Below are 14,034 nucleotides of genomic sequence, written 5' to 3' on the forward strand. Positions count from 1 at the left end.
CACAGGACCCTTCCCATGACCGACGTTTGGAATTCCTACGGCCCGTCCGCCGGGCGCCGTCACGGCGCGACCCCCCGGCCCCAGGGCCTCACCTTCGACATGCATGCCCATGTCGCGGTGCCCGCCGCCGCCAAGATCGTGGAAGGCCATCTCGACATCCAGACCATCCCGCTCGCCCGCTATGGCAGCCCGGACACCAAGGCGCTGAACCAGAAGCAGGAGAAGGACCGCGCCTCGCGCATGACGCAATATGACGAGCGCCTGGCGGATCTCGACGCCGCCGGCATCGACCAGCAGCTCGTCATGTGCCCGCCCGGCCAGTGCTATTACACCGTGGCGGCCGACATCGCGGCCAAGGCCGCGCGCGTGGTGAATGACGGCATCGCGGAATATGTCGCCGGCAAGCCGGACCGCTTCGTCGGCTTCGGCACCGTGCCGCTCCAGGACGGCGCCATGGCCGCGGCCGAGCTGGACTATGTCGTGAACAGCCTGGGCTTCAAGGGCGTGCAGGTGCTCACGAACGTCCACGGCAAGGAGCTGTCGGATCCCGAATTCGCGCCCTTCTGGGCCAAGGCGGAGGAGCTGGGGGCGATCGTCACCCTGCATCCCAACGGCTTCACCGAGGCCAACCGCCTGTCGCGCTTCTATCTCAACAATGTCGTCGGCAACCCGCTCGAGACCACGCTCGCGATCCATTATCTGATCTTCGACGGGGTGATGGAGCGCCATCCCAAGCTGAAGATCTTCGCCGTCCATGGCGGCGGCTTCGTCGGCGCCTATTCCGCCCGCATGGACCATGCCTGGGGCGCGCGCTCGGACGTGAAGGTGATCCCGCACGCCCCGACCACCTATCTCAAGCGGATGTATTTCGACACCGTGGTGTTCTCGGTCGAGCAGCTCGAGGCGCTGGTGCGCCTGGTCGGCGTCGACCATGTCTTCATGGGGACCGATTATCCCTATGACATGGCGGACAGCGACCCGGTCGGCCACGTCATGGCGAGCGCGCTCGACGATGCCGCCAAGGCGGCGATCTGCGGCGGCAACGCCAAGGCGCTGCTCGGTCTGTGATCCGCCGCGCCCGTGCGGCGCAGCCTCGTCCCATGGCCGGCTCCGGCCGGCCATGGGAGCCATTCGGATCCGGCTTTCGGGAGGACAGGGACATGACGCTCCGCATGTACGGCTTCTGGCGCTCCATCGCCTCGTTCCGGGTCCGGGTGGCGCTCAACCTCAAGGGCCTCGCTTATGAGGAGGTCGCGCTCGACATCCTCGACGGCCGCCAGTTCACCCCGGACTTCACCGCGGTGAACGCGGCCCATGCGGTGCCGGCTCTGATCGAGGACGATGGCCATATCCTGGTCCAGTCGCTCGCCATCCTCGAATATCTCGACGAGATCCATCCCGCCCCGCCGCTGATGCCAGCGGCCCCCCGCGAGCGGGCCTATGCCCGCGCGCTCGCGCTCGCGACGGTCGCCGACACCCACCCGCTGATGGTGCCGCGCATCCGCAAGCATCTCGGCGACACGTTCGGCGCCGACGAGGCGGCGGTGAAGGCCTGGGTCGGGCACTGGATCGGCATCGGCCTCGGCACTTACGAACGCCGGTTCGAGCAGCGCCCGCCGGCGCCCTTCGCGCTCGGCGCGGCGCCGGGCATCGCCGACATCTGCATCGCCGGCCACGCCATGAGCGCGCGGATGTTCGGCCTCGACCTGTCCGCCTATCCCCGCTTCGCGGCGCTGACCGACGCCTGCTTCGCGCTTCCCGCCTTCGCCGACGCGCACGCCCTCAAGCAGCCCGGCGCGCCGACCTGACGCGCTACCCCTCGAGCAGCGCCGCCATGATCCGCTCGCGCGTGAGCGGCAGATGCCGCAGCCGGGCGCCGAGGGCGCGGGCGACGGCATTGCCGATCGCGGCGGCGGTCGGCCCCTGCGAGACCTCGCCGAGGCCGAGCGGCGGATGGGTGGGATCGCCGATCAGCCGGGTCTCGATCTCCGGCACTTCGGAAAAGCGCAGGATCGGATAGGTTTCCCAGCTGTTGGACGCGACCGCGCCGTCGGCGAACGTGACCTGCTCCTTCAGGGTCCAGGAGATCGCCTGGATCACGCCGCCCTCGATCTGGTTGCGCGCCCCGTCCGGATTGATCACCAGCCCGCCATCGACCGCGCACCACACGCGCGACACCCGCACCTCCTCCTCGACCGAGAGCTCGACCGCCATGGCGAGATAGGCGGCGACATTCTTGTAGCGGGAGAAGGCGAAGCCGCGCGCGAAGCCGTCCGGCGGCGGGCTGTCCCAGTCCGCCATCTCGGCCGCCGCCGAAATCACCGCGCGGGCGCGCGGGTCCGCCATCAGTTTCAGCCGATAGGCGACCGGATCGAGCCCCGCGGCCTCCGCCGCTTCGTCGATGAAGCTTTCGAGCGCGAACACATTGGCGAAGGCGCCGAGCCCGCGCATCGAGGAGGTGCGCACCGGCGGGGCGGGAATGAAGCGGTGGACCAGCTTCTGGTGCGGCAGGTCATAGAGCAGGAAGGCGTTGCGCGAGGCGCCGCCGCCCGCCGGGTCCGGCAGGTCGGCCGGCGCCGGCGCCGGGGGCGCATCGGCGAGCGCGGCGGCGCCGAGGAGGTTCACCCCGCCATGCGCGCCGGGCCGGCTGACATGGGTGGGGCTGACGATGTCGATGGTCCAGTCGACCGGGCGGGCGTCGGCGTCGAAGCCGGCGTCGAGGGTCACCACCATGGGGGCGCCGAACGGGGCGACGCCGAGTTCGTCCTCGCGCGTCCAGAGCACGCGGACCGGCCGCCCGGGACAGGCGAGGGCCGCGAAGGCGGCATCGAAGGCGGCATCGTCGGCGCCGTTATGGCCGTAGCAGCCGGCGCCCTGATGATGGATCACATGGACCGCCGACACTTCCAGCCCGAGCGCGCGGGCGATGCTCGACCGCAGGAAGAACACGCCCTGCGAATGGGTCCAGACGGTGAGCCGTCCGGCCTCGAACAGCGCGAGGCCGCAGGACGGCGCGATCGAGCCATGGGCGATATAAGGTTTGGAATAGGTCGCACGGAGCCGCCGCGCCGCCGGCAGGGGTGCGCCGCGTTCGACGATCCGCGGCGGCGCGGCCGGGCGGTCCAGCAGCGACAGCGCTTCGGCATCGCCGGGTCCGAGGTCGACGCCGCCTTCCCAGCGCGCGCGATCGCGCAAGCGCTGGAAGGCGGCCAGCACCTTGGCCTCGTCCGGCCCGATGAGGGCGACGAGATCGCCGGAGCGGTGCAGGTCCACCGCCCCGCCGCCGGCCTTCAATGCCGCCGCTTCATCGAGTGCCACGAGCCGGGCGCCGAGGCGCGGCCGGTGCAGCACGCGGGCATGGAGCAGGCCGTCGGGGGCGAGATCCTGGATGAACGGCGCGCCGCCGATCTTGGCCGGCAAATCGAGCCGGGGCACGTCGGTCCCCACCACTTTGAAGCGCGCCGCCGCCTTGGCCGGTGCCGCGCCGGAGGCGGTGCGGGTGAGATCGAGATCGTCCGCCACGGCCCAATAATCGAGGCCGGTCGGCAGGCCGTCCTTCAGGATGACGCCATCCTCGAGGGCGAGGGAAGCCGCGTCGCAGCCGAGGCGGCGGGCGGCCGCGTCGAGCGCCATGGCCCGCACCTCGGCGCAGACCAGCCGGATCGCGCCGCCGGACAGTTCGACCGAGCGGCTGCCGGCCGTATAGCCCTCGTCCGGCGTGGCGGCGGTGTCGCCGGTCGCGAGCTGGATCCGCGCGACCGCGACGTCGAGTTCCTCGGCCGCGATCTGCACCAGAGCGGTCAGCAGGCCCTGGCCGAGTTCCACCTTGCCGGTGCGCACCGCGACTCGGCCGGCCTCGGGAAAGCCGATCCATTGATCGAGCCGGGGATTGTCCTGGAGGCTGAGGGGGAGCGCGTTGGGGATCATGGCGTCTCGCCCCGAAGGGTGGCGGCGGCGCGGGCCACGGCGCGCAGCATGCGCTCGTGGGCGCCGCAGCGGCACAGATGAGGATCGAGCGCGGCGACGATCTCGGCGCGCGAGGGCGAAAGCGTGCGATCGAGCAGCGCCTTGGCCGACATCAGGATGCCGGAGAGGCAATAGCCGCACTGCCCGGCCTGTTCGGCGAGAAAGGCCGCGCGGAGCGGATGGTCGGCGAGGCCCTCGGCGGTCTCCACCGCGCGCCCCGCCGCCGCGCCCGCCGGCAAAGTGCAGGCATAGGCCGGCGCGCCGTCCACCAGCACCATGCAGGCGCCGCACTGTTCCGCGCCGCAGCCGAACCGCGTCGCCTTCAGATCGAGGACGTTGCGCAGCACATGGAGGAGCGGGGCGTCGTCGTCGGCGTGGGCGGTGCGCGGCGTCCCATTCACCCGGAATGCGATCTCAAGCGCCATAGGATCTCCTCAAGCGGGCGGGACAGGAGGCCGGGACGAAGCCGGCCGGTCAGGCTTCGCCCTGGGGCGGCACGCGATAGATGCGCAGACAGATGGCGAGCATCGAGTAATAGCCGAGCAGCCCGGCCAGCTCGACCACCGCCTTCTCGCCAAAGCGCGCCTGCGCCTGCGCGAACAGGTCGTCCGGCACGTCGTTGGTGGCGAAATAGGTCTTGGCGAAGCGATAGATGAGCGCGTCGTCGGCATCCTCGAAGACCGGCTCCTCGTCCTTCTCCAGCGCGGCGATCACGGTCTCGGGCAGACCCGCTTTGCGCGCCTCGTGCACATGGACCGACCATTCATAGACCGCGTCCCAATGGCGTGCCACCACCAGGATGGCGAGCTCCGACTGGCGCGGCGTGAATTCCGTGCCATAGCGGCAGAACACGCCGAGCGCCTGGGACTTTTCCGCCAGCTCCGCGCTGCCGAGGAGCAGATGATAGATGTAGGGCACGGTCTTGCGCGGGCCGGAGGCGATGGCGTCGAACACCTGCTTCTGGGCCGGGCTGAGGGCGGTGGGGTCGAGTTCCTTGAAGCGCTTGGTCACGCGAGATCCTTCCCGATGGGGCGCGGTCGCCGGGGGCCTGAGAAGGAGCAGCCGGCGCGCTTCTGCGCAAGCCCCGGCTCCGGCCCCGGCCGCGGCATTTTTCTGTTTATCGCTCGATAATTCTTGCCCGGCTTCGGCTTGTCAATTATGGCCGATGCCCTGAGGGCTCAGCCCCGCCGAAGCGAACACGCACATCAACGAGGAGCGTCCGAAGCGCCGCCAGATCGCGCCGGGCGTCGAGGAGACAAACATGAGCGGCACTGCGCAGCGCCCGACCGTGGGCGTGGTCGGACTTGGAATCATGGGCTTCTCCTATGCCCGCAATCTGCGGGAAGCGGGATTCCCGGTGATCGGATTCGACGTCGCCGAGGCGCCTCTGAAGGCGCTGGCCGAGCTTGGCGGAGAGGCCGCCGCTTCGCCCAAGGCGCTCGCCGAAAAGGCCGACGTGATCCTGATCGCCCTCGCTTCGGTCGATGCGCTCAAGGCGGCCTGCGGCGGTGCCGAGGGCATGATCCACACCATCCGGCCCGGAACGGTGGTGTGCGAGATGGGCACCTTCCCGATGTATGCCAAGACCTATGTGCGCGACCTGTTCGAGCCGAAGGGCGTGCCGGTGCTCGATTGCCCGGTGTCCGGTACCGGCGCCCAGGCGGCGGTGCGCGACCTCGTGGTCTATGCGTCGGGCGACGAAGCGGCGGCGGCGCGGATCCGTCCGGTGTTCGACGGCTTCGCCCGCAACACCCGCTATGTCGGGGCGTTCGGCGCCGGCATCAAGCTGAAGTTCGTCGCGAACCTGCTCGTCACCATCCACAATCTCGCGACCGCCGAGGCGCTGCTGATGGCCGAGCAGTCCGGGCTCGATCTCGACATGGTGTTCGAGGCGATCCGCGACGGCGCCGGCAATTCGCGCATGTTCGAGGTGCGCGGGCCGATGATGATCAAGGAGCAGTACCAGCCGGCGACCATGAAGATGGACGTCTACATGAAGGACCTGACGCTCATCACCGAATTCGCCCGCGACGTGCGCACGCCGACGCCGCTGATGAATGCCAGCGTGCCCTTCTATGTCGCCGCTCTCGCCGCCGGCCGGGACGCCGACGACACCGCCGCCCTCTATGCGGTGCTCAAAGAGATGACGCAGAAGAAGTGAGGCCCGCGCGCCGCCGGCATGTCCGGCGGCGTCAAGCCTTCGCGGGAGCGTCGCGGCGCCGGTCGAGCACCGACCGATAGCCGGCGAAGAAGACGTCCAGCGCGTCCGTGATCATCGCGGATTTCGGAAGATGGACCGGGGTGCGGTACACGAAGCGTCGCACCCCGTAATAGAAGATCCCGCCCTGAAGATGCCAGGCGATCTCCAGATCGTGCGGATCGAGCCGCTCGGGGGGGACCAGGCCGCACTCGCGCTGGAATTCCCGGAGGATGCGGCTGAGAATGCGTTCCTCGACGAGCGCGAGATAGCGCTCATTGATGCTCACGCCCTTGAGCCCGGCGAAGAAATAGATCCGCATCCACTGCGGGTTGAGGATGGCGTCGGTATAGTCCTCGTAGAAGATCTGGAGCCGCGCGCGCAGCGGGCGGGACGCGTCGGTCAGCAGATGGTCCCAACTCGCCTTCCACTGGTCGAGATAGACCACTTTGTAGATTTCCTGGATCAGCGCGTCCTTGTTCGGGAAATAGCGGTAGAGCAGAGGCTGGGTGGTGCCGAGATGGCGCGCCAGTTCGCGCGTCCCGCCCTCGAAGCCGACCTTGGCGAAATATTCGATCGATTTCGCAACGATTTCCCGCCGCCGGTCCGAGGCCGACAGGCGCCGCTTGGGCGCAGGCGCGGGCGGCGGGGACTGTGCCGGCTTCGCCGCCGCCGTCCGGGGGCGCGGCGGCTCCGAACTGTCCGGTTTGCGGCTGTGCGCCGTGCGGCCCATGCGTGCTTGGCTCCCTGTTGCGCCTCAACTCATAGGCGACGGGGAAGCGGCGGGCGACCAGAATATTTGCCGGCGGAAGCCCGCACGCCCGCGGCGCGGGACGCTCGCCCGGTGCGCGGGATCTTGCGCGCCGCGGCCCATGTTGTATTTATCGATCGATAACAAGCAGGGAGATGCCCGATGAAAGTGAACCGCGCCGCGATCTATGAAGCCGCGGAAAAGCTCTCCAACTGGGGGCGCTGGGGCGCCGACGACCAGATCGGCACGCTCAACAACGTCACGCCGGAAGATGTGGTCAATGCCGGCAAGCTGATCAAGAAGGGCAAGGCCTTCGCGCTCGGCCTCTCGCTGAAGGAGCCGATCCAGTCCGGCCTGTTCGGCGGCCGCTGGAATCCGATCCACACCATGCTCGCCACCGGCACCGACGCCGCGGCCGGCGTCCAGGACAGCCCGGCGCCGTATCTGCGCTATGCCGACGACGCCATCAACATGCCCTGCCAGGCCTCGACCCAGTGGGATGCGCTCTGCCACATCTTCCTCGACGACAAGATGTACAATGGCTACGACGCGCGCCTCGTCGACGTGAAGGGCGCCAAGAAGCTCGGCATCGAGCATGTGCGCAACAAGATGGTGGGCCGCGGCGTGCTGCTCGACGTCGCGCGCTTCAAGGGCGTCGAATCGCTCGATGACGGCTACGCCATCACCAATAAGGACCTCGACGACACCGCCGCCGCCCAAGGCGTGGAAATCCGCAAGGGCGATTTCGTGATCGTGCGCACCGGCCACCAGGAGCGCTGCCTCGCCAAGAAGGACTGGAGCGGCTATGCCGGCGGCGGGGCGCCGGGCCTCGCCTTCGAGACCTGCTACTGGATCCGCGAGAAGGACATCGCGGCGATTTGCGCCGACACCTGGGGCTGCGAGGTGCGCCCGAACGAGACCGACGAGGCGAACCAGCCCTGGCACTGGGTCGTGATCCCGGCGATCGGCATCTCGATGGGCGAGATCTTCTACGTCAAGGAGCTGGCGGAGGACTGCGCCGCGGACAAGGTGTATGAGTTCTTCTTCTCCGCGCCGCCGCTGCATCTGCCGGGTGCGGCCGGATCGCCGATCAATCCCCAGGCGATCAAATAGGAGGGCACGCCAATGGCCGAATTTCTGAAGCGCGGCCGCGACGCCGCCGCCCGCGCCGAGGACCAGGCGAAGGTCCGCGCCACCGTCGAGGGTATCCTGGCCGACATCGAGGCGCGCGGCGATGCCGCCGTGCGCGAGCTCTCGGTCAAGTTCGACGGCTGGGACCGCGAGGATTTCCGGCTCTCCGAGCAGGAGATCGAAGCCTGTCTCGGCAAGCTCACCAAGCGCGATCTCGACGACATCCGCTTCGCCCAGGAGCAGGTGCGCAATTTCGCCCAGCATCAGCGGGACGCGCTGCGCGACGTCGAGGTCGAGACGCTGCCCGGCATCGTGCTCGGGCACAAGAACATCCCGGTCAATTCGGTCGGCTGCTACGTGCCGGGCGGCAAATATCCCCTGCTGGCCTCGGCCCACATGTCGGTGATCACCGCCAAGGTGGCCGGGGTGAAGCGCATCATCACCTGCGCCCCGCCGTTCCATGGCGAGCCGGCGCCCGCCATCGTCGCGGCCCAGCATCTCGCCGGGGCCGATGTGATCTATTCGCTCGGCGGCATCCAGGCGGTCGGCGCGATGGCGCTCGGCACCGAGAGCATCGAGGCCGTCGACATGCTCGTCGGCCCCGGCAACGCCTTCGTGGCGGAGGCCAAGCGCCAGCTCTACGGCCGGGTCGGCATCGATCTGTTCGCCGGGCCCACCGAGACCCTGGTGATCGCCGACGACAGCGTCGACGGCGAACTCTGCGCCACCGATTTGCTCGGCCAGGCCGAGCACGGCCCCAACTCGCCGGCCATCCTCCTCACCACCTCGATGAAGCTGGCGAAGGAGACCATGGCCGAGGTGGAGCGCCTCCTCACCATCCTTCCCACCGCCGAGATCGCCCGCAAGGCGTGGGAGGATTATGGCGAGGTGATCGTCTGCGAGAGCGATGCGGAGATGGTCGTCGAAGCCGATCGGATCGCCTCGGAACACGTGCAAGTTATGACGCGAGATCCGGATTATTACCTCGCGAACATGACGAATTACGGGGCGTTATTTCTGGGTCCGCGCACCAATGTGTCGTTCGGCGACAAGGTGATCGGCACCAACCACACTTTGCCGACGCTGAAGTCCGCCCGCTATACCGGCGGGCTCTGGGTCGGTAAGTTCTTGAAAACATGCACCTATCAGAAGGTCCTGACCGACGCGGCGTCGGCCATGATCGGCGAGTATTGCTCGCGCCTCTGCATGCTGGAAGGCTTTGCAGGCCATGCCGAACAAGCCAATATCCGCGTCCGCCGCTATGGTGGTCGCAATATTCCCTACGCCACAGCGGCGGAATGAGGGGTTGAGCAGCAGGTGAAATCTTCGGGGCTCGCCGATTGCGAGCCCCTTTTTCTTGCCGATTTTAAGCCGATACCGCAACGCGTTCAACAAAAGCCAGAGGAGAGCGGGATGGACCTGCCGAAGACGCCAAGCTTTACCCTTCCCGGCAAGCGCGCCCTCGTCACCGGCGCCGGGCGCGGCATCGGCCTCGCGGCCGCCGCCGCCCTCGCCCAGGCCGGCGCCGAGGTGACCCTCGCCGCCCGCACCCTCGCCGACGTCGAAGCCGCCGCCGCCGCCCTGCGCGCGCAAGGCCTTGCGGCGCAAGCGCTTTCGCTCGACGTCACCGACCTGACGCGCATGCAGGAGGAGCTGGACGCGACCGAGCCGTTCGATGTCCTGGTCAACAATGCCGGCACCAACCGGCCGAGCGCGTTCCTCGACGTGACGGTCGAGAATTTCGACCTGGTCATGAACATCAATGTCCGCGCCGCCTATTTCGTCGCCCAGACCGTGGCGCGGGGCATGGTGAAGGCGGGGAAGGGCGGCTCGATCATCCACATTTCCTCGCAGATGGGGCATGTGGGGAGCGCCCGGCGCTCGATTTATTGCGCCTCAAAATGGGCCATGGAGGGCTTCTCCAAAGCCATGGCGATCGAACTCGCGCCGCACAAGGTGCGGGTCAACACCCTGGCGCCGACCTTCATCCAGACGCCGATGACCAAGCCGTTCTTCGAGGATGAGAAATTCCGCGCGAGCGTGGTCGGCATGATCAAGCTGGGGCGGATCGGCGAGGTCGAGGATCTGATGGGCGCCATCGTCTTCCTGGCGAGCGACGCCTCGGCGCTGATGACCGGCTCCTCGCTGGTGGTGGATGGCGGCTGGACCGCGGAATAGGCGCGGCGCCCTCCCCCGGGTCGGGGGAGGGGCTTCAAGGCTTCACTGCGCCTTGATCTTGTCCAGCCACGGCTTCGCCTGCGGGAATTCCTTCAGAAGGGCCGCATATACGTCGGGCGCGGTGGCGCGGAAGGTGGCGAGGTCGGGCTCGACGATCTGCACCTTGCCGCCGGCCTTCATGGTCTCGATGGCTGCGGCATAGTCCTTCTTGTAATGGCCGATGGCGAAGGTCACCGCCTCGGCCGCCGCCTCGCGGAAGATCTTCTGCTGGTCCGGGGTGAAGCCGTCCCATTTGGCCTTCGAGATGATGATGAGGGCCGGCATATACATGATCTTGGTGAAGGAATAGGTCTTCGACACCTCGATGAACCGGTCCTGGAGGAACAGGTCCGGGGAGTTCTCGCCGGCATCGACCGCGCCGTTCTGGAGCGCCATATAGAGCTCGGTATACGCCATCGGGGTCGGCTGTGCGCCGAGCGCCTTATAGGCGGTGACATAGCCGGGACCCGGGATCACGCGGATCTTCAGGCCCTGCATGTCGGCGGCAGTCTTGATGACGCGGCCATTCGTGAAGACGTTGCGCTCGAGCGCCGAGATGAAGCCCAGCCCGACCATGCCATATTGCGGCAGAAGCCCCAGCATCTCCTTGCCGATCGGACCCTGGAGGGTCTTGTTCGCCTCGTCCACCGAGGAGAACAGATAGGGGAAGGAGAAGACGGTATAGTCCTTCACCGTGTTTTCGAGCGGCGCCTCGCCGGTGACGACGATGTCCTGCGTGCCGGTCCGCACGGACTGGATCATCTTCACCTCGCCGCCGAGCTGCGCGGCGGGGAAGACGTTGATCTTGATCTGGCCTTTCGACTTCTCCGCCACCAGTTCGGCGAGCTTGGCCGCCGCGGCATGATAATGGCTCGCGGTGGTGAGAACGTGCCCGGCATTCAGCTCGATCGTCTGGGCAGAAGCGCCCATGGACCCGCCGAGCGTGCCCGCGAGGAGCAATGCGGAGGAGATCAGATATCGCGCGGTTCGCAGCATGGAGGTGTGTCCTTCTCTGGTCGGTTCTCTTGAAGCGGAAATCGCGGTGTTGCGGGCGGCCGCCGGGGGCGCGATCGGGGTCCGGTGCGCACGGGTCACAGCAGCGCCAGCGAGAGGGCCGGGACGTAGGTGATGATCAGGACGTCGACGGTCAGCACGGCGAGAAAGATCAGGACCGGCTTCGTCATCTCGTCCATCGAGACGCCGGAAATCTCGGAGGCGATGTTGAGGTTGACCGCCACCGGCGGCGTCACCATGCCGATGGCGATGTTGACGATCATCACCATGCCGAAATGCAGGGGGTCGATGCCGTAGCTGAGCGCGATCGGGGCGAGGATCGGCCCGAGGATGAGAATGGTCGCGAGCGCCTCCATGAAGGTGCCGACCACGAACAGGAGCACGTTCACCAGCAGCATGAACATGATCGGCCCGCCCGCCACCTGCGCGACCAGCTCGGCGAAATAATGCGGGATGCGGTTGATGGTCATGGCATGGCCGAACAAGGCGGCGAAGGCGACGATCAGCATGACCATTCCGGTCATCACGGCGCTGTCGTTGAGGATCTTGATCAGGTCCCGGAAGCCGATCTCGCGATAGACGAAGGCGCCGACGAGGAAGCCATAGATCACCGCCACGACCGACGCCTCGGTGGCCGTGAAGACGCCGGAATAGATGCCGCCGAGGATGATGACCGGCATCAGCAGGGCGAGAAACGACTCCTTGCCGGTCTCCCACACGTCGCGCGCCCAAGCGGCGAATGAGACCGGCTTGGTGCGGTCGAAATCGTTCAGCTTGGCGACGATGCTGATGGTGAGGATGAGCGACAGACCGATGAAGATGCCGGGCAGGATGCCGGCGATGAACAGGCCGCCGATCGAGACGTTGGCGACCAGCCCGTAAATCACCATCGGCAGCGAGGGCGGGATGATGGCGCCGAGTTCGCCGCCGACCGCCACGGTGGCCGCGGCGAAGCGCTTGGGATAGCCCTTCTTCACCATGGCCGGGATCATGGTGGAGCCGACGGCGGCGGTGGTGGCCGAGGACGAGCCGGATATGGTCGAGAAGAACATGCAGGTCAGGATGGCGGCCGCTCCCACCCCGCCGCGGATCCAGCCGAGCAGCGCACTGGCGAGCCCGATGAGGCGGCTGGAAATGCCGCCCACCTTCATGATGTTGCCGGCCAGGACATAGAACGGGATCGCCAGGAGGGCGAAGGAATCGAGCGATTCGAACACGTTCTGCGGCACGGCGATGAGGTTGATGCCGCGCTCCATCAGCGCCACCACGGCCGAGAGCCCCATCACCGCGAAGATCGGCACGGAGAGAGCGAGGGTCAGCGCCATGGTGCCGAACAGGAGGGCCATGCCGGTCTCCTCAGACGATCGAGGCTGCGGGATCCTGATCGAGCGCCGCCCGCGCCTCGCGGCGCTCCAGACGGCGTTCGAACAGGAGCGCGGCAAGGTTGACGATGGAGACGGCGGCGCCGACCGGCATGGCCGCATAGACCCAGGCCATGGGCAGCGCCATGACGGTCGAAGTCTCGGCCAGGCCGAACTCCACCCAGCGCAGACCCAGCCAGAAGAGCAGGGCGAAGAAGCCGATCGTGAGGAGGAGGGCAAAGGTGCGCACGATATGGCCGAGCGCCGGCGGCAGGGCATCGGGCAGCGAATCCATGCAGATCAGCGCCCCGGTCCGCGTTGCCACGGCGGCGCCGACGAACACCGCCCAGACCAGGAGATAGCGGGCCAATTCCTCGGTCCAGGGCGCGGCAGCGACGATGCCGAGGCGCGGCAGGACGAAGCGGACACAGATCTGGATGGCGACGGTGACCACCATCACCCCCAGCACCGCCCCCACCGCATGGCGCAAGGCGTGGTTCATCACATCGATGATCCGAAAGATGGTTTTCAACTTCGCCCCTCGCTGCCGGCCGGATGGCGGGTCACGCCACGTTCGACGGCGTCTTGCGGCTCTCGCCGATGGACAGGACCAAATTCTCCGCCACGCGCTCGATATGATCGCGCAACAGCTTCACCCCGCCGTCCACGTCGCCGAGCCGGGCGAAGGCGAGCAGGTTGCGGTGATCGACGAGTTCGTGCTCGACATCCGCCACCACCGCGAGCTGGAGATTGATGTAGCGGTTGGCATTGTCGTGGACGGTCTTCAGCAGCTTCAGCGCGATGGTGCGGCCGGAGGCGGCGTAGAGCGCGGAATGGAAGCGCCAGTTGAAGTCGCCCCAGCTGTCCACCGCGCTCGCCGCGCTCTCGGCGATGATCGCGTCGGCACGGGCGAAATCGGCCTCCGTCATGCGGGGGATGGCGAGCGCGAACAGGAAGGTCTCGAGCTGGACTCGGATCTCGAACAGCTCCTCCAGCTCGGCGAGCGAGAGCGAGGAAACGACGGTGCCCTTGTGCACCTCCGACACCACCAGCCCTTCCGCCTCGAGCTGCCGGATCGCCTCGCGCAGCGGGACGCGCGACACGCCGAGTTCGGCCGCCAGCTTCTCCTGACGCAGCGGCGTGCCTTCCGCCAGCTCGCCCGAAATGATCCGGCGGCGCACCTGGCTCACGATCTGATCGGTGAGGGACTGTCGGCCCAGCTTCGTCACGTCAGGCTCCAAATTGAATACGATATTCAGTGACACGGCCGTCAGGGCGGCGGCAAGCTCAGATTTTAGCGCATTCATGCCTGAAAAATGCGCATTCTCTCGGCTTGTCCCGTGAAACGCCTGATGATAATCGAATATTGTATTCAATTTTAGACGAAGGCAAGGGGC

At 67.4% G+C, this 14,034-nt stretch carries 14 protein-coding genes; 6 read left to right on the forward strand and 8 right to left on the reverse strand.

Going from position 1 to position 14,034, the window contains the following annotated elements; genetic code table 11:
• The first annotated feature begins 15 nt into the window (after positions 1–15).
• Both EDC64_RS06740 and maiA read left to right on the forward strand, forming a co-directional pair.
• Positions 16–1,068, forward strand: a complete 1,053-nt coding sequence (locus tag EDC64_RS06740; protein ID WP_132030508.1) for an amidohydrolase family protein — start codon at positions 16–18, stop codon at positions 1,066–1,068.
• Between the two features lie 92 nt (positions 1,069–1,160).
• Entirely contained in the window at positions 1,161–1,808 is a 648-nt protein-coding gene (maiA, locus tag EDC64_RS06745; protein WP_132030509.1) for a maleylacetoacetate isomerase, read from the forward strand.
• Positions 1,809–1,812: 4 nt separating this feature from the next.
• Here maiA and EDC64_RS06750 read toward each other — a convergent pair whose 3' ends face one another.
• From EDC64_RS06750 to EDC64_RS06760, 3 genes are read right to left on the reverse strand one after another with little or no spacing between them, the layout of a single operon-like run.
• Positions 1,813–3,927 carry a xanthine dehydrogenase family protein molybdopterin-binding subunit gene (locus EDC64_RS06750; RefSeq protein ID WP_132030510.1) on the reverse strand — a complete coding sequence of 705 codons (2,115 nt, stop codon included), beginning with the start codon at positions 3,925–3,927 and terminating at the stop codon, positions 1,813–1,815.
• Positions 3,924–4,391, reverse strand: coding sequence for a (2Fe-2S)-binding protein (locus tag EDC64_RS06755; protein ID WP_132030511.1), 468 nt, complete (start codon positions 4,389–4,391; stop codon positions 3,924–3,926). The genes EDC64_RS06750 and EDC64_RS06755 overlap by 4 nt, the downstream gene beginning before the upstream one ends.
• A gap of 49 nt (positions 4,392–4,440) precedes the next feature.
• On the reverse strand, positions 4,441–4,977 hold the full coding sequence (locus tag EDC64_RS06760) for a carboxymuconolactone decarboxylase family protein (protein ID WP_132030512.1): 537 nt from the start codon (positions 4,975–4,977) through the stop codon (positions 4,441–4,443).
• Between the two features lie 250 nt (positions 4,978–5,227).
• Here EDC64_RS06760 and EDC64_RS06765 point away from each other — a divergent pair, with 250 nt between their 5' ends.
• Positions 5,228–6,127 carry an NAD(P)-dependent oxidoreductase gene (locus EDC64_RS06765; RefSeq protein WP_132030513.1) on the forward strand — a complete coding sequence of 300 codons (900 nt, stop codon included), beginning with the start codon at positions 5,228–5,230 and terminating at the stop codon, positions 6,125–6,127.
• A 31-nt stretch (positions 6,128–6,158) separates the two neighbouring features.
• Here the strand turns inward: EDC64_RS06765 and EDC64_RS06770 are convergent, their stop codons facing one another.
• Entirely contained in the window at positions 6,159–6,896 is a 738-nt protein-coding gene (locus EDC64_RS06770) for a TetR/AcrR family transcriptional regulator (protein WP_132030514.1), read from the reverse strand.
• 180 nt (positions 6,897–7,076) lie between these two features.
• Here EDC64_RS06770 and EDC64_RS06775 point away from each other — a divergent pair, with 180 nt between their 5' ends.
• The 3 genes from EDC64_RS06775 to EDC64_RS06785 all read left to right on the forward strand — a co-directional run bounded on the left by EDC64_RS06775 (position 7,077) and on the right by EDC64_RS06785 (position 10,223).
• Positions 7,077–8,027 (forward strand): cyclase family protein, encoded by a 951-nt coding sequence (locus EDC64_RS06775; protein WP_132030515.1) that lies wholly within the window; start codon positions 7,077–7,079, stop codon positions 8,025–8,027.
• 12 nt (positions 8,028–8,039) lie between these two features.
• On the forward strand, positions 8,040–9,347 hold the full coding sequence (hisD, locus tag EDC64_RS06780) for a histidinol dehydrogenase (protein WP_132030516.1): 1,308 nt from the start codon (positions 8,040–8,042) through the stop codon (positions 9,345–9,347).
• A gap of 111 nt (positions 9,348–9,458) precedes the next feature.
• Positions 9,459–10,223, forward strand: coding sequence for an SDR family NAD(P)-dependent oxidoreductase (locus EDC64_RS06785; protein WP_132030517.1), 765 nt, complete (start codon positions 9,459–9,461; stop codon positions 10,221–10,223).
• Positions 10,224–10,265: 42 nt separating this feature from the next.
• Here the strand turns inward: EDC64_RS06785 and EDC64_RS06790 are convergent, their stop codons facing one another.
• The 4 genes from EDC64_RS06790 to EDC64_RS06805 form a co-directional block, all read right to left on the reverse strand.
• Positions 10,266–11,258: a TRAP transporter substrate-binding protein gene (locus EDC64_RS06790; RefSeq protein ID WP_132030518.1), complete on the reverse strand. Its 993-nt coding sequence runs from the start codon at positions 11,256–11,258 to the stop codon at positions 10,266–10,268.
• Between the two features lie 95 nt (positions 11,259–11,353).
• A complete protein-coding gene (locus EDC64_RS06795) occupies positions 11,354–12,622 on the reverse strand; it encodes a TRAP transporter large permease (RefSeq protein ID WP_132030519.1) in 1,269 nt (422 codons plus the stop codon).
• Between the two features lie 10 nt (positions 12,623–12,632).
• Positions 12,633–13,169, reverse strand: coding sequence for a TRAP transporter small permease (locus EDC64_RS06800; protein WP_132030520.1), 537 nt, complete (start codon positions 13,167–13,169; stop codon positions 12,633–12,635).
• A gap of 31 nt (positions 13,170–13,200) precedes the next feature.
• Positions 13,201–13,866, reverse strand: coding sequence for a GntR family transcriptional regulator (locus EDC64_RS06805; RefSeq protein ID WP_245504572.1), 666 nt, complete (start codon positions 13,864–13,866; stop codon positions 13,201–13,203).
• Positions 13,867–14,034: the final 168 nt, after the last annotated feature.

Source organism: Aquabacter spiritensis (assembly GCF_004346185.1).
Classification (GTDB): domain Bacteria; phylum Pseudomonadota; class Alphaproteobacteria; order Rhizobiales; family Xanthobacteraceae; genus Aquabacter; species Aquabacter spiritensis.